We start from the raw sequence: 21,170 nt of genomic DNA, 5'->3' as shown, positions 1-21,170 counted from the left end.
ATTGTGGTGAATATATGAGAACAATTGCAATTGATGCGATGGGTGGCGAAAATGCCCCAGATGCAATCGTTAAGGCGGTTTTACAAGCTAAAACTGGAATGCCTGAGACTAAATTTTTATTATTTGGTGATAAAGAAGCATTAAGAAAACTAATCCCTGAAGATCAAATTAATGATCAATTAGGTGTGGTCCCAACAACAGAAGTTATTGCTGACGAAGACGAACCTGTTAAGGCAATCAGAAAAAAGAAAGATTCGTCAATGGTTGTGGCAGCTAACTTCGTTAAGGAAGGAAAAGCTGATGCGTTGCTTTCCTTAGGCAATACTGGTGCATTGCTTGCTTGCGGAATTTTTATTATTGGCCGAATTAAGGGAATTATACGCCCAGGCTTGATGCCTACTTTACCTGTTCAAAATAGTGACGATGGCTTCAATATGGTTGATGTTGGTGCTAATGCTAAGAGTAAGCCAGAATATCTTTTACAATGGGCCGAAATGGCTTCGTACTATGCTGAGAAGATTCGCGGCATTAAAAATCCGCGAGTAATGCTCTTAAATAATGGAGCTGAAAGCGACAAGGGTGATGATGTTCACCAAAAGGCCTATGAATTGCTTAAAGAAAGTAATTTGAATTTCTTAGGTAATATTGAAGGTAATGAATTGCTATTAGGCAAGGCAGATGTGGTAGTAACCGATGGCTTTACCGGAAACGCTGTACTTAAGAACATTGAAGGAACCTCTAGCGTCTTGCTTCATTTATTAAAAGATAGTTTATTAAATGGCGGTGTAATGACCAAGTTAGGTGCCTTAATGGTGAAGGGCTCGTTATCAAGCTTAAAATCTAAATTTGATACGGCTAAATATGGCGGTGCAGTTTTACTAGGCGTTAATGCACCGGTAGTTAAAACCCACGGTAGATCAAATGAACGTCCAATTTATTTCACTCTTAAGCAAGTAGATAAAATGGTTAAAGAAAAACTTGTTGCAGATTTTAGAGACGAATTCGCTGAAAAATAGTACAATGTTTTATTAAAAAGGAGAAGTTTTATGTCAGAAGAAGAAATTTTTAATAAAATCAAAGACATGATCGCTGATAATTTTGATGTTGATAAAGACAAGATTACTGAAAACACTAATTTTATGGACGATTTAGATGCTGATTCAATTGATTTGGTTGAATTTATTTTGCAATTGGAAGATGAATTTGGCGCAGAAATTCCTGACGATGAAGCTGAAAAAATTAAAACAATTGGTGATGCTGTTTCATATATTAAGTCTCATCAAGGATAATTTTCTAAAAAAAGCCGTGTCGTGATTTGCATACGACCGACTTTGTGTTTATAATTAGAAAATAAATAGAAAAGATTAAATGCTTTTAATAAAAAAGCTCGAGATGGAGGAATGACCTTTGGAGAAGCAGAGTGATCTTTTATTAGATATTCAACACCTGCATACGGCATACCGTTTGCAAGGGAAATTCTATGATGCGGCAGACGATGTTAATCTGACTCTGAAGCGCGACGAGATTTTAGCCATCGTTGGTGAATCTGGTTGTGGTAAGAGTACAATTGCCTCAAGTATCATTGGATTGTACGACCATAAAAATACTAAAGTAACAGGGGACATTCTTTACAATGAATTAAACCTAGTTGGCTTGAATGAATCACTTTTCAATAAGATTCGTGGGGACAAGATCGGAATGATCTTCCAGGACCCGTTAGCCAGCTTGAACCCATTGATGCGTGTTGGTGACCAAGTTGCTGAAACTCTTTATTACCACACTGATATGGACGAAAAGGCACGTCACGCACGTGTAATTGAATTGTTTAATCAAGTAGGAATGCCAAAGCCTGAAGAAATGTACGAAATGTACCCACATGAGTTGTCTGGTGGGCTTCGTCAGCGTGTTGTAATTGCGATGGCGATTGCATGTAAGCCTGAAGTTATTATTGCCGATGAACCAACAACAGCTTTGGATGTTACTATTCAAGCTCAAATTTTGGATTTGCTTGAAGATATTCAAAAACAATCTCACTCAGGGATTATTTTGATCACTCACGACTTAGGTGTTGTAGCAGAAACTGCTGATGAAGTTGCAGTCATGTATGCTGGTCAAATTGTTGAAAAATCTGATGTAAAGACAATTTTTGAAAACCCACTTCATCCATATACTCGATCATTACTTAACTCAATGCCTCAATCAGACGATACGGATGAAGATCTTCATGTAATTCACGGTACTGTGCCATCTTTGAAGAATATGCCACGTACTGGTGATAGATTTGCTGCAAGAATTCCTTGGATTCCTGCTAGCGCACATGAAGAAGAACCTAAGGTGCATGAAGTTGCGCCAGGTCACTGGGTAAGATGTACTTGCTGGAAGTCATTCCACTTTGAGGATGAAAAGACAGCAAGTGGGGAGTAGTTTATGGCAAAAGAAATTATTCAAATCAAAGATTTAAAGGTCTATTACCCAATTCGCTCTGGATTTTGGAACAGAATTACTGATTATGTCCGTGCCGTTGATGGGATTAATTTCTCAATTGGTGAAGGTGAAACTTACGGTTTAATCGGTGAATCTGGTTCTGGTAAATCTACTACCGGTAAGGCGATTGTTGGGGTTGAAAAAGTTACAAGTGGTCAAATCATGTATAAGGGTTTGGACGTAACTAAGGCAAGCAACCGTAAGAAGCTTGATTATAATAAAGATGTTCAAATGATCTTCCAGGATTCAATGTCAAGTTTGAACCCAAGAAAGAGAATTGAAGATATCATTGCAGAGCCAATTAGAAATTTTGAAAACTTAACGACTGATCAAGAACGTGATCGTGTACAAGAATTGCTAGATATTGTAGGGATGCCTAGTGATGCAATCTACAAGTACCCACATGAATTCTCAGGTGGTCAGCGTCAGAGAATCGGTGTTGCTCGTGCCGTTGCTACTAACCCTAAGTTAATTGTTGCGGATGAACCAACGTCTGCTTTGGACTTGTCAGTTCAAGCACAGGTTTTGAACTTCATGAAGCACATTCAACAACAATATAACATTGCTTACTTGTTCATTTCTCACGACTTGGGTGTCGTTAAGCACATGTCAGAAAACTTGGCAATAATGCACCGTGGTCGTTTGGTTGAATTAGGTAGCCGTGAAGAAATTTACAAGCACCCAATTCATATCTATACTAAGCGTTTGCTTTCCGCTATTCCTCAAGTTGATGTTAAACATCGTGAAGAACACAAGAAACATCGCGAACAAGTTGAAAAGGAATTCCAAGAAAATCAAAGCAAGTGGTACGACAAGGATGGTCGTGTATATCCATTACAACAAGTAGCACCTAAGCACTGGGTAGCTTTGCCAAAAGATATGGCCCACGAAGCTAAACTTGAAGAATTAGAAGAAAAGGAGAGTGATTAAGCATGTGGAAAACGATTTTACGGCGTTTGTTAATCATGATCCCTCAATTGATTATCTTGAGTTTGCTGGTCTTCCTTTTGGCTAAAATGATGCCTGGTGACCCATTCAGTGGATCAATTAACCCTAACACCGACCCTAAACAAATTGAAGCCTTAAAACGGGCTGCAGGTCTGTTTGATCCATGGTACGTGCAATACTTTAGATGGGTGGGCAACTTGTTCCATGGTGATCTTGGTACAAGTTACATCCAGCACGTTCCTGTAACTTCATTGATTGCCGACCGTGCAAATAACACCTTCTGGTTATCACTTTTAACTACTATTTTGACTTATAGTATTGCTGTCCCTCTTGGTATTACTTCAGGTCGTCACCAAGACGAATGGCAAGATACTAGTGTTAGAATCTTTAACTACATCACTTTAGCAACTCCAGGGTTCGTATTCTATATTTTAGGTTTGTGGCTCTTCGGCTTTACTTTAGGCTGGTTCCCAATCTCTGGTTCAGTTTCAGCTAGTGCATCTGGCTTCTGGGGAATTCTTGGTAGTAGGATTTATCACATGATTCTACCAGCCATTTTGTATGCTTTGATTACCACTACTGGTACTGTTCAGTACTTAAGAACTGGGATTGTTGATAACAAAGTTGAAGACTACGTAAGAACTGCTCGTAGTAAAGGTGTGCCTGAAAATGTCGTCTTCAACAAGCACATTTTACGTAACTCATTATTGCCAATCGCTGCCTTCCTTGGTAACACTATTACCGGTTTGCTTAGTGGTTCAATGATCATTGAAAGTGTATTTAGTTACCCTGGTATGGGTAAGTTGTTCCTTGACTCAATTGGTCAACGTGACTACACTACTTTGACTGCTTTGATTTTGATCTTTGGTATCTTGACTTTAATTGGTAACTTGTTGTCAGATATCATCATGAGTATCATTGACCCACGTATTAGAATTCAATAGGGAGGAGAGAAAAAATGGCTGATAAAAAAGAAAAAGCTACAAAGAAAGCTACTAAAGAAGACGCAAAGCAAAAGGCTACTCTCCCACCTTCTGGATTCAAGGTGGCAATGCACGAAATTGTGCGTTCAAAGTCTGCTTTAACAGCTTTGATTATCATTATCGTAATTTTACTGTTTACATTCGGTGGTTCATTATTCTTGAACCGTGCTCAAGTAACTGAAATGAACATTGCGGATTCATATTATGGTTGGGGTGAAGCAGGCCACTTGTTAGGTACTGATGACGGTGGTCGTGACATCTTGAAGCTGCTAATCATGGGTGGACGTAACTCAATCATGATCGGTATTTCAGTTACTGTAATTACTGAAATTGTTGGTTTGGTAGTCGGTTTGGTTTCTGGTTACTTTGGTGGAGCAATTGACTCAGTTATCATGAGAATAGTTGACTTTATCCAGATTTTGCCACAAATGCCAATTATCATTGTTTTGACTACTGTTATTCCTAACTACAATGCCGTAACTTTGGTATTCTTGATTGCGATGTTTGGTTGGACGGTAACGGCGCGTTACTTCCGTTCGTTCGTCCTATCGCAGCGTGGTCGTGACTATGTTTTGGCATCTAAGACTTCAGGTTCATCTAACTTTAAGATTATGTTCCGTGAAGTTTTGCCAAACATTACTTCAATGATTATCATTGACGTTGTTTTGAGTATTGCTGGTAACATTGGTATTGAAACTAGTTTGTCATTCTTGAACTATGGTTTACCAAGTACTACGCCATCACTTGGTACTTTGATTGGTTTTGCCAATGACCCAGTTAACGTTATTAACCGTCCATGGTTGTGGTTGCCTGCTACTATCTTGCTTTTGGTAATTTCCTTAAGTATTAACTATGTTGGTCAAGCTCTGCAACGTGCTGGTGACGCAAGACAGCGTGAAAACTAATAAAGTAATAATTAAATTAAAACAGCTCTATCGCTTAGTAGAGCTGTTTTTTGTTTATATAACTAAAATCTTATTTAAAGTAAATAAAATAAATATTAAAAATTATTCCATAAAACTATTGCATTTCTAATTTATGGTGGTATTATTTAATCATCAACTTGATTCAAATAACTATTGAAAAAGAATTGTATCCTAGATGGGGGAAACAAAGTATGAAATTATCAAAGTATTGGGTTCAGTAGGAGTCGTTTCTGCGGCAGCATTAGCGTTAGTTGCTTGTGGTAACAAGAGTGAAAGCAATAATGCTGGTGCTAAGGATGCACAAAAATTCCCAGCATCCACTCCTAAGAAAGCTACTAAACAAGGTGGTAGTGTATCAGTTGCTCTAGAAACTGATACTCCGTTTACTGGGATTTTCTCAGATGAATTAGCAACTTCTGCAATTGACTCAAGCGTTGCAGCTCCAGGTGAAGAATCATTATTTGACACCGATGATCATTACAGAATCAATGACAAAGGTGCCGCAACTATGAAGATTGACAAGAAAGCCAAAACTGTAACTATTACAGTTAAGAAGGGTGTTAAGTGGTCTGATGGTCAACAAGTAAATGCTAAGGATCTTGAATATCCATATGAAATCTTAGCTAACAAAAAAGACAGCAGCTCAACGTTATGATTCTACTCTGGAAGAAATTAAAGGTATGAAAGAGTATCATGAGGGTAAGGCAAAAACTATTTCAGGGATTGAAATGCCAGATGGTGAAAAGGGTCGCACTATTGTAATTCATTATAAAGAATTAAAGCCTGGTATGTACTTCTCAGGTAATGGTTACTTCTGGGAATCAGCTGCTCCATATCATTATTTAAAGAACGTTCCATTTAATAAACTTCAATCAAGTGATCAAATCAGAAAGAAGCCATTATACTTTGGCCCATTTAAGCTTGATAAGCTTGTTCGTGGTCAATCAGTAACTTGGGTTCCTAACAAATACTACTGGAGAGGTAAACCAAAGTTGGATAAAATTACCATCTCTGTAGTAAACCCTAACTCAGCTTCTCAAGCTATCAAGAGTCACAAGTTCGACATTGCTGGTGTAATTAATTCACAATGGGATCAAGTTAAGAATACTAAAGGTGTTAACTGGGTTGCTCAGGTTCCACTTGCATATAGTTATCTTGGCTTTAAAGTCGGTAAGTGGGATTCCAAGACTGGCAAGAATGTAATGGATAAGAATTCTAAGGTTGGTAACAAGAATTTAAGAAAAGCTATCGGCTATGCAATGAACTTAGATGCTGTTAACAAGCGTTATACTCATGGCTTAAGCTTTAGAATTAATACTTTGATTCCTTCAGGCTTTGGTAAGTATCACGACAGTAGTATTAAGGGCTTCAATTACAACTTAAAGAAAGCTAATGAATTGCTTGACAAGGCTGGCTATAAGAAGAAGGGTAAGTGGCGTGTACAACCAAATGGTAAGCCATTAGTTCTTCACTACGCTTCAATGTCAGGCTCTGCAAACGCAGAAGCTATTACCCAAAACTACTTGCAACAATGGCATAAGATCGGTCTTAATGTTAAGTTAACTGGTGGCCGTTTGATGGAATTCAACTCATTCTATGACAAGGTGCAACACGACTCTAAAGATATTGACTTCTTCTCTGCAGGTTGGAGCTTAGCTTCTGAGCCATCACAAGCATCTATGTATGGTGAAACCTCACCAATGAACTATGAGCGTTTTGCAACTCCTGAAAACAACAAGTTGCTTGCAGAAATGGACTCTCAAAAAGCATTTGATACTAATTACCGTATTAAAGTCTTCCATGAATGGCAAAAGTACATGTATGATGAAGCATTTGTAATTCCAACTAATAATTCTTACAGTATTTCTGCAGTTAATAACAAACTTACTGGTTACTCAACCAAACCATCACAAAATAACAACGGTCACCAATTATGGTACCAAGTTGGTTACGCTAAGTAATTCATTAATCATTAGTAAAACTAAACTCCAAAATTCTAAACATAAACAAATTCCTTATATTAAATTCTAATAACTAACTAATAGAAAAGACAGGTATCTTAATTCGAATACCTGTCTTTTTCATGCTATTGTTATCTTTTTGTAATAGTGATAAAATTAAGTAATCAACTTGCTCCAAGTAATGGAGGAATTTTACTAATGAAAAAGGCAAAACTTTTTGCTGGTATTACACTGTTATCAGGTGTAGCTCTTACCTTAGCTGCCTGTGGTAAGTCAGAATCTCATTCTGATGAATCAAAGACTGCTTCTAAGTTTAAGGAAGCTGTTCCTACTAAGGCTACTAAGAATGGCGGTACTGTTAAGGTTGCTGTTGAAGCTGATACCCCATTTACTGGTATCTTCAACGACGAACTTTCAACTTCAGCTACTGATACTGAAGTTATGCAATATGGTGCAGAATTCCTTTTTGGTACTGATGATCACTATGTTTTCAATGATAAAGGTGCTGCAACAATTAAGGTTGACCAAAAAGCTAAGACCGTAACTGTTGAAATTAAGAAGGGTGTTAAGTGGTCAGATGGTAAGCAAGTTACTGCCAAGGACTATGAATACGCTTATGAAATTATTGCTAACAAAGACACTAAGTCACAACGTTACACTTCAAGTTTAGCTGATTTGGAAGGCTTACAAGAATACCATGAAGGTAAGTCAAAGACTATCTCAGGCTTTGAAATGCCAGATGGTGAAAACGGCCGTAAAGCAGTTCTTCACTTTAAGACGATGAAACCTGGTATGAACACTTCAGGTAATGGTTACATTTGGGAAGCTGCTGCTCCTTACCACTACTTGAAAGATGTTAAATTCAAGGACTTAATGTCAAGTGATAAGATCCGTAAGAAGCCATTGTTCTTTGGTGCTTACAAGTTGCAAAAGGTTGTTCGTGGTCAATCAGTAACTTGGGTTCCTAACGAATACTACTACAAGGGTAAGCCAAAGCTTTCAAAGATTACTGCTACAGTAATTAACCCTAACTCAGTTGCTCAAAGTATTAAGTCAAGAAAATTTGACGTTACTCAAGTAATCAACTCACAATGGAAGAACATCAAGGATACTAAGGGCGTTAACTTTATCGCTAAAATTCCACTACAATACTCATACTTAGGCTTTAAGGTTGGTAAGTGGGATGCCAAGAAGGGCGAAAACGTAATGGACAAGAATTCTAAGATGAATAACAAGGCCTTACGTCAAGCTATTGGTTATGGTATGAACGTTAACCAAGTTTACAAGCGTTACTCATTTGGTTTATCATTCAGAGTTCCAACTTTGATTCCAAAACAATTTGGTGATTACTTTGACAAGGATATTAAGGGTTACACTTACAATATCAAGAAGGGTAATGAAATCTTGGATAAGGCTGGCTTCAAGAAGAAGGGTACTTATCGTGTACAACCTAATGGCAAGCCTTTAACTATTCGTTTAGCTGCTATGACTGGTAGTTCAACAGCAGAACCAATCGTTCAAAACTACATCCAACAATGGAAGAAGATGGGCTTGAACGTTAAGTTAACTAGTGGTCGTTTAATCGAATTCAATTCATTCTATGACAAGGTTCAAAACGATGATCCATCAGTAGATATGTTTATTGGTGCATGGTCATTATCAAGTGAACCATCACCTAATGACTTGTATAGCGAAAAGGCTCCAATGAACTACTCACGTTTCGTAACTCCTGAAAACACCAAGTTACTTGACGAAATGGATTCACAGAAGGCCTTCAACCACAAGTACAGAGTTGAAAAATTCCATGAATGGCAAAAGTACATGTTTGATGAAGCTTACGTAATTCCTATAGCTAATAGTTACTCAATTACTGCCGTTAACAAGAAGCTTACTGGTTACTCACTTAAGCCATCGGATTCAATGGGTAATGGTTTCCCTAACTGGTACAATGTTGCTTACGCTAAGTAAAGCAATTATTTAAAATTACAAAAGACTGTTTCTAAATTTTAGAAGCGGTCTTTTTTCTGTGACCCGAAAACTGGTATAATTTATAGGTATAAAAAGGGGCATTTTTATGGTAAGTACAAAGTTTTTAAAAAAATTAAAAGACGATTATAATATCGAATTTAACAATGAAAAGCTATTAGAAGAAGCATTTACGCATTCTTCATATTCAAATGAACATCCCAATGATGGAATTCGCGATTATGAAAAACTCGAATTTCTTGGTGATGCTGTGCTAGAATTAGCCGTTTCGAATTATGTTTATCTTCATTATCCTAAGTTGAATGAAGGTGAATTAACTCGTTTGAGATCTAATATTGTCCGAACTGAAGGATTTTCAGAATTCGCCATTGAATGTGGTTTTCAAGATGAGATTCACTTGGGCAATGGTGAAGAAAAAGCTGGAGCACGACACCGCAAAACTTTACTGGAAGACGTGTTTGAAGCTTTCAATGGGGCACTTTTCCTTGATCAAGGGATGCCAGCAGTTGAACATTTTTTGCATTTAACAGTTTATCCATTGATTGATAAGGGTGAATTCGATGATTCACGCGACTATAAGACAGACTTGCAGGAAGTATTGCAGCAAGATGGTCCTGTGAATATCGAATACACCGTTATTAGTGAATCTCAATTACCTTCACACTTTGTTGTTGAACTAAAAATTAACGGAAAAGTTGAATCAAAAGGTGAGGGTCACAATAAGAAAGCAGCTGAACAACAAGCTGCTAAGGTCGCTTTACAAAAATTAGAAAAATAAGGGGATGAAAAAGTGCCATTAACAGAATTAGTGCTCGATGGTTTTAAATCATTCGCTGATAAGACAACTATTCATTTTGATGATGGAATTACGGGAATCGTTGGTCCTAATGGTTCGGGGAAAAGTAACATTACTGAAGCCGTACGTTGGGTAATGGGTGAATCCAGTGCTAAGTCACTACGTGGAACGAATATGAAGGATGTCATCTTTGCCGGTAGTCAATTTCGCAAGCCGCTCAATAAGGCGGAAGTTACTTTAGTTTTTGATAATAAAAAGCGTGAGTTGGCTTTTGATTCAGATCAGGTCTCAATTACTAGAAGAATTCTGCGATCAGGTGACAGTGACTTTTTAATTAATAATCAGCAAGTGCGGATGCGAGATGTGCGGACACTCTTTCTTGATTCTGGAATTTCACCTAATAGCCTAGCAATTATTTCTCAGGGTCGAGTTGATCAAATCTTGAATTCTCGTCCTGAACAAAGAAGAGTAATCTTTGAAGAAGCTGCTGGTGTTTTGCATTTTAAACAACAAAAAGAAGCTGCCAGGGCGCAAATGGAGAAAACCAAGGATAATTTAATTAGAATCAATGACTTGGTTAAAGAACTTGAAGGTCGATTGGAGCCGCTGCATGAGCAAAGTTCGCTGGCTAAAGAATATCAATTTCAAAAGAAGGGACTAGATCAGAAATTAAAAAGTCTATTAGCTTTTGAAATTGAGGATTTAAACCGGCAAAAAGAAGAAGTCCAAAAAGCAGCAGATAGGAACCAAATCCTGTTAACAAAACTGGATAATGAAGTAAAAGGTTCGCAAAGTGCTGTTTCTGAAAAACGGGCAGAATATCAAAAAATTCAAAATGAGCGAGAGCAAACGCAGAGTGAATTATTAAAGCTAAGTGACCAATTATCACAGATCAATACTAACTTGCAGGTCGCACAGCAATCACAACAGTTTAATAATTCAACTAGGGTAGAAACTCAACGTCAAGTTGAAGAATTGAAAAATAGCTTGGTTAAGCTAAAGGATGAATTGTCTGAACTGCAGCGGAATAAAAAGCAACTTAAGCAGGAGCAAGATGCTTTACAAGAGCAGCATGATCAATTGACTGGTGAATTGCACGATGATCCAGAAGAATTGAGTAAGCGACTAGAAGATTGTCGTAACGACTATATTCAACTTTTACAAGATCAGGCTACAACTAATAATCAGATTGTTAATCTGAATACTGAATTAAAACGTAGTCAGGCAGACACTACATATCAAAATAGTGATGTAAGCAAGCAGCTAACCGATGCTCGGACTGAACTGGAAAAGCTGAGAACTGAAGGCAAGCAGCTGACAGTTAAGCGGCAAAAGGAAAAAGAAAAATTTGCGCAAGTTAATGATCAAAATAATGATTTAACTAAACAGATTAATCAGATTCGGCAAGCCGTTAACGCAGAGCGCAGTCAATTAGAGAAAGTTGAAGCACGACATGAAGCTTTAGTAAATATTCAAAAGCGGCATGAGGGTTATTACTACGGTGTACGTAATGTTTTGAATCATCTATCTGATTTCCCTGGTGTGATCGGGGCTGTGGGTGAATTGATTACATTTCCAGTTGAGCTAGAAGCTGCAATGACGACGGCTCTTGGCGGTGGCGTACAGGATTTGATTACTGAAAGCAGAGTTAGTGCTAGGGATGCAATTAATCAATTAAAGCGTAGTCGTAGTGGACGAGCTACTTTTTTACCATTAGATGGCTTGCGTCAATACACTATTCCACAGTCAACTATCACTACTTTGCAATCTTTTAGTGGCTTTAAGGGCGTAGCAAGTGATTTAGTTGAAAGTAAAACCGATCAAGATATTACTGCTGCGATTAATTATTTGCTGGGTAGTGTGATTATCGTTGATACGATTGATAGTGCAATGTCAATTTCACGTCGAGTTAACCGCTATCGGATTGTTACCTTAGATGGCGATGTGATTTCCCCAGGTGGTTCGATGACTGGTGGTCAAAGAAACCAACGTAATAATTCACCACTGCAGACGGCAACTGAAATTAATCAGTTAGAGAAGCAATTACAGACTTTACGACAAAATTTGGCTGAAGATCAAGAACGGTTAGATGAGCTAGTTACTCAAGGTGAAAAAGTTGCGGCTAAATTGCAACAACTGCGTGATACTTTGCAGGAGACTAATCAAGCGATTAATGAAGCTGCTATTTCTTTCCAAAATCAAGAAAAGGAAGTAAAGCGGCTAACTGATGCTAATAGTTTATATAAATCTCGAGTAAAAGAACAACAAGATCGGATTGCTGCTTTAAAGAAAGAAATCACTCAGGCTAATGATCAGCAGGAACAATTGGCTAAGCAAAATGAAGTACAAAAGGGCAAAATGAATGACTTGCAAGAAAAGATTAAGAACTTCAATAGCTTAAGTCAACGTGTACAAGAGGAATTATCAAAGCTTGATCCTCAAATTGCAGTTTATACTAATAAGTTGGAAAACTTAGCTAGTCAGGAAAAAGAAAAAAATATTCAGATCACTAATAATCAGAAGCAAACTGATAGCTTAGAGCAGAAATTAACTGAATTAAGTCAAAATGGTGAATTATCAGTTAAAAAGAATTCTGATTTACAAACACAAAAAGCTGAAATTAAGCAAAAGAATGAAACTCTGCAAAAGAAGCTGAATGAACTTAGTGCGCAATTAGGACAAGTTGATGCGCAGATTAATCAACTTGACCAAGTTGCCAGTCGTAATTATGATTTACGCAAAGATGCAGCAATTGAACAAGAAGATTACTCAGTAAAGATTGCGAAGTTTAATTCCGCAATTGATCAGCGCTTGTCAACTTTGAGTGAAGAGTATGCCTTAACGTTTGAAGCTGCTTTAGAGCAAGCAGAAGGCGAAAATACTGAAGAAAAGCGCAATGAACTGGCTAAAAGCGTGAAGTTGCATCGCATGTCAATTGAAGATATTGGCCAAGTAAATCTTGATTCTATTCAAGAATATGAAGATGTGAAAAAGCGCTATGACTTTTTGAATGGTCAGCAAAATGACCTGTTAAAAGCTCGTGATGACCTTGAAAAGTCAATGAACGAGTTAGATGAAGAAGTTAAGACGCGCTTCAAGAGTACCTTTAATCAAGTAGCATCTAGCTTTAAGAGTATTTTTCCAGTTGTCTTTGGTGGCGGTAAAGCTAGATTGGAACTCACTGAGCCTAATAATTTGCTAGAAACTGGAATTGAGATTATCGCACAGCCGCCTGGCAAAAAGCAGCAACGTTTAAGTCTGCTTTCTGGTGGTGAACGCGCGTTAACCGCAATTACTTTGTTGTTTGCCATGTTGCAGGTTAATCCGGTACCATTTTGTGTACTTGATGAAGTAGAAGCTGCCCTGGATGATGCAAACGTTACTCGTTTTGCGCAATTTTTGCTTAAATACGATATGAAAACCCAATTCATCGTGATCACGCATAGACGAGGGACGATGCGGCAGGCTGACCAACTATATGGTGTGGTTATGCAAGAATCTGGCGTTTCGCAAGTATTGTCGGTATCATTAAAAGAAATGAAGAATAAAAATGAGGTGAAATAGTTGGGTTTATTTGATCGAATAAAAAAATCACTCTTTGGTAAAAAAGACGAAGAGGATGAAAACAAAAAAGAAGAAAAACAGACTGAGCAAGAAAATGAAGCTAAGCCTGAATCAGAAGATAATGATCAAGAATCTGAAAAAGTAGTTGATGAAGCTAAATCGAAAACTGAAACTACTGATAAAGAAGAACAAACAGTAGAAGCACAAGAAGACTCTGAGGTAGAAGCTGAATCTGGTGATGAAGAAAAAGCAGTAGATTTAGATTCTAAACAACAGCCTGAAGAAGTTAAAGTAGAAGAGACTACTGAGACTGAAACAGAAGAACAAGTTGAAGAAACTGAAGTTTCTGATGAGGAGCCAACAGAATCACAAGAACAGCTTTATGAAAAGGGGCTAGAAAAGACTAACAAAGGATTTGGTGCAAGACTTAACGCCTTTTTTGCCAAGTTTAGAACAGTTGATGAAGATTTCTTCGATGATCTAGAAGACTTATTAATTGAATCTGACGTTGGCTATGAAACTGCTGAACAATTAACTGATGAATTGCGTGAAGAGGCTAAATTGCAAAATGCTAAGTCACGTGATGACTTGAAGCGAGTAATCGTTGAAAAGTTGGTTGACCTTTATGATAAAGGCGGCAATAGCGAAGATGAGCAATTGACGTATAATGCTGAAGCTAAACCTAACGTTTACCTATTTGTTGGTGTTAATGGTGCAGGTAAAACTACTACAATCGGTAAGTTAGCCAAACGTTTTAAGGATGAAGGAAAGTCAGTAATTTTAGCTGCGGCCGATACCTTTAGAGCGGGTGCCGTTGAACAGCTAGTTGAATGGGGAAAACGTGTTGACGTACCCGTAGTTACTGGTAAAGAAAAGGCTGATCCTGCTTCTGTTGTTTATGATGCAACTGAACGGGCAATCAATGAAAAAGCTGACTATCTTTTAGTCGATACTGCGGGACGCTTACAAAATAAGAAGAATTTAATGGCTGAATTGGAAAAAATTCAAAGAACAATCAAGAAGCTTTTACCAGATCAGCCAACAGAAACCTTGCTTGTGTTAGATGGTTCAACCGGGCAAAATGCGCTTTTGCAAGCCAAAGACTTTGACAAGACCACCAAATTAACTGGGCTTGTTTTAACTAAGTTGGACGGCTCATCTAAGGGTGGGGTAGTTCTAGCTATCCGTAACGAAATGAATTTGCCGGTTAAATTGGTTGGCTTAGGTGAGAGAGCTGAAGACTTAGCTGATTTTGATGCTGCAAATTATGCGATCGGTCTTTTCCACGGCTTGGTCTAGTGATAAAGTTAGAGATGTAAATATAGTTTTATAAGGAGAATTTTATGAAAGAATATAGTGCTTGTACTACTATCTTAGTTGGTAAAAATGCCTCGATTGATGGCACCACTATGATTGCTCGTAATGATGACACTTTTCGTCCAATTACCCCACAAAAGTTCATTATTGAGCCAGCCCGTCATGGTGAAAAGAAACATATTAAGTCATGGTTAAACAAGTTTGAAATGGACTTGCCAGAAGATGCGCAACGTGTACCAGCTGTTCCTAATGTTGATTACAAGCATCGTGGCTACTACGATGAAAGTGGAATTAACCAAGAAAACGTTGCAATGTCATGTACTGAATCAACTTATGGTAATGAGAGAACTTTAGCATTTGATCCACTTGTTAAAGATGGATTAGATGAAGACTGCATGCAGACTTCTGTTTTGCCATACATTCATTCAGCTCGTGATGGTGTGCAATATTTAGGTAAGTTAATTGCTAAGTACGGTTCACCAGCTGGTAACTCAGTTTTATTCAGTGATAAAGATGAAATTTGGTACATGGAAATTGTTACAGGTCACCACTGGGTAGCTGAGCGCATTCCAGATGATTGTTACGCTGCAACTGGTAATCGAGTTGCGATTGAACAAGTTGACTTTGATAATCCTGATTACTTCATGTGGAGTGAAGGTATTCAAGAATTTGTTGAAGAACACCATTTGAACCCAGATCATGAAGGCTGGAACTTCCGTCATATTTTTGGCACCTATACTGAACAAGATCGTCACTACAACACCAACCGTCAATGGTATATTCAAAAATTGTTCAATCCCGAAATTGAACAAGACCCACAAGATGGCGATATTCCATTTATTCGTAAGGCAGCTAAGAAGATCACTAAGGAAGATATTCAATTTGCTTTAGGTTCACACTACCAAGATACCCCGTATGATCCATTTGGTAAGGGTACGGATGAAGAAAAACATCGCTACCGTCCAATCGGTTTGAACCGTACGCAAAATGCTCATATTTTGCAAATTAGAAGTGATGTTCCAGCAGATCGTGCGGCTATTATGTGGTTATGTATCGGTGGTCCAACTTTCACTCCATTTGTACCATTCTTTGCTAATATGAATGATACTGATCCTTCATATAACAATACCTCAATGGATTACAATATGAATGATGCATGGTGGTATTACAAGTCATTTGCAGCTATCGTTGAAAGTCATTACCCACAATTTGTTCAGCTTGATACTACTTATTTAACTGAACTTAACCGCTACTTCAGAGGTCGAGTTGAAGAAATTATTGCTGGTGCAGAAGGTAAATCAGGTGATGAGTTAACTGAATATTTGACTAAGGAAAATCAAAAGACTGTTGCCCATACTCGTAAGGAAACTGAAAAGCTTTGGGGTCAAATGATGATTGAATCGATCAACATGTCCAAACTTACTTTCAATATGGATGAAAATCTTTAATAAATTCAAAACAGCTCGAAAAAGGGCTGTTTTTTATAATATGTGAAATGAAAGGAATATAGACAATGGCAGAAGGTACTATTGGCTCATTTTTTACTAAGATTAACAATGAAGTTGAAAAACAAATGAATGACGATTTAAAAAAATTTGGTATTAATGCTAATGAACTGTTATTGAATTAAATCATCATCAGCATGGCAAAACTTTTGAAAAGTTGGCGAAAGAATTGCATGTAACTAATGACAAGGTCAAATCTTTGACAAAAAATTTGCTGCCAAAGATTTGTGAAAGAAAGTTGAAAAGCACCGAGCAGAAACTGACCAAACTATTCCAGGGATGCTCAGTAAAGATGAAACTCTTGGCTTGGTTAATGTACTGAAAAAGATGCTTAAGTCGAGTGAAGACAATAAGTAATGTAAAAATAGTAGAACTCCAGAAGTTAATTACTTTTGGAGTTTTTTTATGCAAAAATTATTGACAAATCTTTAATATAATATTACTGTATTAAGTGAATAGAACAGTAATATTATTAGTGAAAGGATAAAAATGTCAGAAATTTTAAGAGTGGATCAAGTAACTAAGACTTATGGTAAAAAAGGTGAGAAGCAATATCAAGCTTTAAAAGGAATTAGCTTTGCCATTGAACAAGGTGAATTCGTTGGCATTATGGGTGCTTCTGGTTCAGGAAAGACAACTTTATTGAATATCTTGTCGACGTTAGATAAGCCAACTAGTGGACATGTTTTAGTCAATAAGCAAGACATTACTGCACTTAAGAACAATCAAATGGCAGATTTTCGCGGAAAAGAAATTGGCTTTATTTTTCAAGATTTCAACTTGCTAGATAATTTGACTAATCGCGAGAATATAGCCTTGCCATTATCGCTTCAAGGAGTGAAGGCAAAGGAGATTGACGGAAAAGCAATGGCGATTGCCAAAAGATTGGGGATAGAATCTATCTTGGACAAATACCCAGCTGAAATTTCTGGTGGTCAAAAACAGCGTGTTGCTTCAGCTCGAGCATTGGTCCATAATCCGGCAATTTTATATGGTGATGAACCTACAGGAGCTTTAGATTCACAATCAGCTACGGAATTATTGAAAACAATGGCAGACTTGAATAAGAATGATCAAGTTTCGATTCTGATGGTAACGCATGATCCTTATTCAGCTTCTTACGCTCAAAGAATTTTGTTCATCAAAGATGGAAAAATCGGCAAAGAAATTAAAAAAGAAAATAAGACCAGAGAAGAATTTTATCAAGATATTATTGCTGAATTAGGTAGACGTTAGAGGGAGGTATAGATGTGCTTTGGAAATTATCACTAACAGGGCTAAAAAGTCGCTTTAAAGATTATGCTGTTTTGTTTTCGGGGCTAACTCTAGCTGCTGCAATCTTTTATATGTTTATGACCATTGCAATTAATCCAGCTTTTCTTAAGGGTTCAATGGCCATTGCTTTTTCAATTACCCAGATGGTCTTTATTTTTGGGATAGCGCTATTAGCTATTATTACCCTAGTCTATATTGTTTACGCAAATAGTTTTTTGCTTAGTATGCGTAAAAAAGATTATGGTACTTATATGATCCTAGGAGCGAGAAATAGTAAAATTGGCCGTTTAATTTTTACAGAGACGGTTGTTATTGGTTTACTCGCTACTGCATTAGGAATTTTAATTGGTATCGGCTTGACTCAAGTTGTTTCTCAGTTATTAATCTCTCAATTGGGTTTGCAGCTGCATAAATTCTTAGGCTTTTATTTACCGGCTATTTTATGGACAGTTGTTTTCTTTGTAGTTTTATTCTTCTTGGCTGCAATTTGGAATCGGCATAAATTGGTAAGTACTAGTGTAATCAAGCTTTTGCATGAGGATCAAAAACCAGTTAAGTTACGTAATAACCGAATCTGGAAAGCAACTGAAGTAATTCTAGGCCTTGCCCTTCTAGCCATTGGCTACTGGGCAATGTGGGATTACCATCAGTTGCAAATTAAATCGGTTGAAATTGGTTTTGTCACTATTTTGGCTGGTTCATATTTTGTATTTGATTCTGTATTTACTACAGTTATCAATGCTTTACGGAAAAATAAAAAGTTTAAATACAGTAAACTGCATTCTTTTACCTTAGGTCAGCTAAAATTTAGGTTAGGTGATTACAATAGAGTTTTAACTGTTATTTCCTTGCTTTTTGCTCTAGCATTAGGTGCGATCACTGTTGGATTAAACTTTAATAATATGACAGAGACTGCTCTTCAGGCAACATATTATGATGCTGTGTTGTATAAAAGGGATGCTAAAGTTAATCAACAACTTAAAAAAGTTGCCGTTAGAAAACAAACGACTTTGAATTATAAGGTCAATGGGAAAAAGAAGTTTCCTGTTCTATATGTTACTGACCAAGAAATTGCTAAGAAAAAAATCAAATTCCAATCTGGTCGAAAGAACGGCGACCAAATGAATTGGAAGACAAAGACGATTACAGTTGCAGGTGTAAAGAATAAAAAACAAGAGATGAATTTCCAACTTGCTAGTTTAACACCTTATTCTGATTATGAGGTTAAAGTTGTAACTCCAGCTGAATATGTGAAGATTCCTGTAAAAAACAAACAAGTAACCTTGCTATTAATCAATAACTTTAGAAGTAATTTTAATAATATTGAAAAATTGCAAAAGATGTCACTTGACCAGACAGTTACTAAGGATGCACAAGGAGTTTATGTTTCTCTGAATAATTCTAAATCTGCTCAATATCGCTTAGTAGCAAGCGTTGCGTCAGGTTTTGAATTTATGGGCTTCTTCTTAGGCTTAGCTTTCTTAGCTATGTTAGCTTCAACCTTAATGTTTAAAGTGCTATCAGGAGCAAACAGTGATCGTCCTCGATATGAAATGTTGTGGAAGGTCGGATCAAGACGTAAGTTATTAAAGAGCTCGATTAAAGCGGAGATTGGTACCTTGTTCACTTTACCGGCTGTCTTGGGTGTGATTGATGTATTATTTGGACTACAATTTTTCAAAGGGATTTTAGCTAATCCATACGATAAAATTTGGATTCCATTTACGATCTTTTTAGTATTGTATTTGCTTTATTACTTAATTACAGTAAAACTCTATGAAGGAATTGTATTGAAAAAATAATGGTACGAAAAAAGATCTGCAAAATGCAGATCTTTTTAACTGTATTTAGATTAATTTTATTTATTTTGCTTATTTAAAATTGAATGACGAACACCATAGCTAAAGTAAATGATTAAGCCTAAAATAAACCAAATACCAGCACAAAGTTTAGCTTGGTAGTCAAGCCCTAAGAAGACAATTAAAGCAGCCATGAAACCTAAAGCAGGTAAAACTGGATAAAATGGCATCTTGAATGAAGGATCATCAATGTCTTTTCCTTCACGTGGACGCAACTTATAAATACCTAAAGAAACAAACATAAAAGCAATTAAAGTACCAGCTGAAACCAATTGTGACAACATGGAGAAGGGGAAAAATGCTCCAAGTAAAATTGCTACGATTGTTAATGTCCATAAAGCATTATTAGGTCGACGATCTGCATTCAACTTGCCCAGCCATTTAGGAAGCATCCCGTCACGGCCAAATGAATAGATCAATCTTGAACCGGCCATACTCATCCCAATCAAAGCAGTGAACATCCCTAAAACAGCAATGGTTTGAACAATGATGGCAACAATTGGATGACCAGCAAACCGTAAGGCTAAACCCACTGGTTCAGCGGAATTAGCATACTTCTGATAAGGCATAATTCCAATTAAAACTAAACTAACTCCGACAAATAAAGTAACAGCAATAGCAAGTGAGCCTAAAATGCCGCGAGGCATAGTTTTTTGTGGATTAATTGCCTCAGCTGAGTTAGCGGCGATTGAATCAAAGCCAATGTAAGATAAGAAAATCATTGAAACACCAGCATAGATTCCTTGCCAGCCACCGAATGGACCGTTAGCAGTCATCTTGTATTTCGGTATAAATGGGGTGAAGTTAACTTTTTTAATTGCAAAAACGCCAACGGCAATAAAGAGTAGAATGGCTACCACCTTTAATACAACTAAGGCATTTTCAACGCGAGCTGCCCTTGAAACACCATGACCAATTAATAAGGCAACTAACAAGATTGAAACTAAAGAAATGATATCAATAATACCACCGTTATTGCCAAAGGCGTTAGATAATGACGCGGGTAGTTTCCAACCTAATGGTGCGATTAGAGCTCTAAAGTTAGCAGAAAGCCCCGAACCGACGAAAGCCAAAGCAATGAAATATTCTGCTAGAAGGGCCCATCCTGCTACCCAACCCCAGAATTCTCCTAAAACTACGTTGATCCATGAATAAGCTGATCCTGCAAATGGCATTGCAGCAGCCATTTCTGCATAGGCAAAAGCCACTAAACCAGCAGCGATTGCTGCTAAAATAAAGGAAATCGCTACTGCAGGGCCGGTATGCTTAGCTGCAACTTCACCAGGTAGAGTGAAAATTGAAGCGGAGACGATTGTTCCAACACCTAGAGCTAAGAAGTCCTTTACTTTTAATGAGCGAACCAGGTGTCCATCTTTATTTTCATAGACGCGTGGATCTTCTTTACTGTTCATTCTCTGCCAAAGATTCACAACGCAACTCCTCCTTATGTTAAAATATATCCATCTAATTATAATTAAAAATACGTTAAAAAATCAATTACTACATATTTGAAATTCCACTTTTTTTAGAAATTGTTATCTAAGATAGGTTAATCTAGCACTAGCT

The 21,170-nt window shown here is 37.3% G+C and carries 14 protein-coding genes and 1 pseudogene; 14 read left to right on the top strand and 1 reads right to left on the bottom strand.

Annotation, left to right across the window (positions count from 1 at the left end; genetic code table 11):
* The first annotated feature begins 14 nt into the window (after window positions 1-14).
* The 14 genes and pseudogenes from plsX to CP363_RS04090 all read left to right on the top strand — a co-directional run bounded on the left by plsX (window position 15) and on the right by CP363_RS04090 (window position 19,547).
* A complete protein-coding gene (plsX, locus tag CP363_RS04160) occupies window positions 15-1,016 on the top strand; it encodes a phosphate acyltransferase PlsX (protein WP_098035875.1) in 1,002 nt (333 codons plus the stop codon).
* Between the two features lie 30 nt (window positions 1,017-1,046).
* Window positions 1,047-1,289, top strand: a complete 243-nt coding sequence (gene acpP / locus CP363_RS04155; protein ID WP_057726637.1) for an acyl carrier protein — start codon at window positions 1,047-1,049, stop codon at window positions 1,287-1,289.
* Between the two features lie 118 nt (window positions 1,290-1,407).
* Complete coding sequence (locus tag CP363_RS04150; RefSeq protein ID WP_005723130.1) at window positions 1,408-2,424, top strand: ABC transporter ATP-binding protein; 1,017 nt, start codon at window positions 1,408-1,410, stop codon at window positions 2,422-2,424.
* Between the two features lie 3 nt (window positions 2,425-2,427).
* The gene (locus CP363_RS04145; RefSeq protein ID WP_023488745.1) at window positions 2,428-3,414 is read left to right on the top strand and encodes an ATP-binding cassette domain-containing protein; all 987 of its coding nucleotides are present in this window, start codon (window positions 2,428-2,430) and stop codon (window positions 3,412-3,414) included.
* A gap of 2 nt (window positions 3,415-3,416) precedes the next feature.
* Window positions 3,417-4,376 (top strand): oligopeptide ABC transporter permease, encoded by a 960-nt coding sequence (gene opp4B / locus CP363_RS04140; protein ID WP_065989480.1) that lies wholly within the window; start codon window positions 3,417-3,419, stop codon window positions 4,374-4,376.
* Between the two features lie 14 nt (window positions 4,377-4,390).
* Window positions 4,391-5,320: an ABC transporter permease gene (locus CP363_RS04135; RefSeq protein WP_023488743.1), complete on the top strand. Its 930-nt coding sequence runs from the start codon at window positions 4,391-4,393 to the stop codon at window positions 5,318-5,320.
* 196 nt (window positions 5,321-5,516) lie between these two features.
* Window positions 5,517-7,302 (top strand): annotated as a pseudogene (locus tag CP363_RS04130) (oligopeptide ABC transporter substrate-binding protein).
* 198 nt (window positions 7,303-7,500) lie between these two features.
* On the top strand, window positions 7,501-9,270 hold the full coding sequence (locus CP363_RS04125; RefSeq protein WP_089146946.1) for an oligopeptide ABC transporter substrate-binding protein: 1,770 nt from the start codon (window positions 7,501-7,503) through the stop codon (window positions 9,268-9,270).
* Between the two features lie 106 nt (window positions 9,271-9,376).
* On the top strand, window positions 9,377-10,066 hold the full coding sequence (gene rnc / locus CP363_RS04120) for a ribonuclease III (RefSeq protein WP_005728467.1): 690 nt from the start codon (window positions 9,377-9,379) through the stop codon (window positions 10,064-10,066).
* A 12-nt stretch (window positions 10,067-10,078) separates the two neighbouring features.
* Window positions 10,079-13,648, top strand: a complete 3,570-nt coding sequence (gene smc, locus CP363_RS04115; RefSeq protein WP_089146945.1) for a chromosome segregation protein SMC — start codon at window positions 10,079-10,081, stop codon at window positions 13,646-13,648.
* Window positions 13,649-14,947 carry a signal recognition particle-docking protein FtsY gene (gene ftsY / locus CP363_RS04110; protein ID WP_098035874.1) on the top strand — a complete coding sequence of 433 codons (1,299 nt, stop codon included), beginning with the start codon at window positions 13,649-13,651 and terminating at the stop codon, window positions 14,945-14,947. It abuts the gene before it with no gap.
* A gap of 44 nt (window positions 14,948-14,991) precedes the next feature.
* Window positions 14,992-16,413 (top strand): C69 family dipeptidase, encoded by a 1,422-nt coding sequence (locus CP363_RS04105; protein WP_013086515.1) that lies wholly within the window; start codon window positions 14,992-14,994, stop codon window positions 16,411-16,413.
* 546 nt (window positions 16,414-16,959) lie between these two features.
* Window positions 16,960-17,706, top strand: coding sequence for an ABC transporter ATP-binding protein (locus CP363_RS04095; RefSeq protein WP_013086514.1), 747 nt, complete (start codon window positions 16,960-16,962; stop codon window positions 17,704-17,706).
* A gap of 14 nt (window positions 17,707-17,720) precedes the next feature.
* Entirely contained in the window at window positions 17,721-19,547 is a 1,827-nt protein-coding gene (locus CP363_RS04090; protein WP_089145369.1) for an FtsX-like permease family protein, read from the top strand.
* Between the two features lie 56 nt (window positions 19,548-19,603).
* Here CP363_RS04090 and CP363_RS04085 read toward each other — a convergent pair whose 3' ends face one another.
* A complete protein-coding gene (locus CP363_RS04085; protein ID WP_089149828.1) occupies window positions 19,604-21,034 on the bottom strand; it encodes an APC family permease in 1,431 nt (476 codons plus the stop codon).
* Between the last annotated feature and the right edge of the window lie 136 nt (window positions 21,035-21,170).

The organism is Lactobacillus sp. UMNPBX12 (genome assembly GCF_002553955.1).
GTDB lineage: Bacteria > Bacillota > Bacilli > Lactobacillales > Lactobacillaceae > Lactobacillus > Lactobacillus crispatus.
The sequence above is the reverse complement of the archived record's forward strand: the minus strand, read 5'-3'. Positions and strand labels throughout refer to the sequence as shown.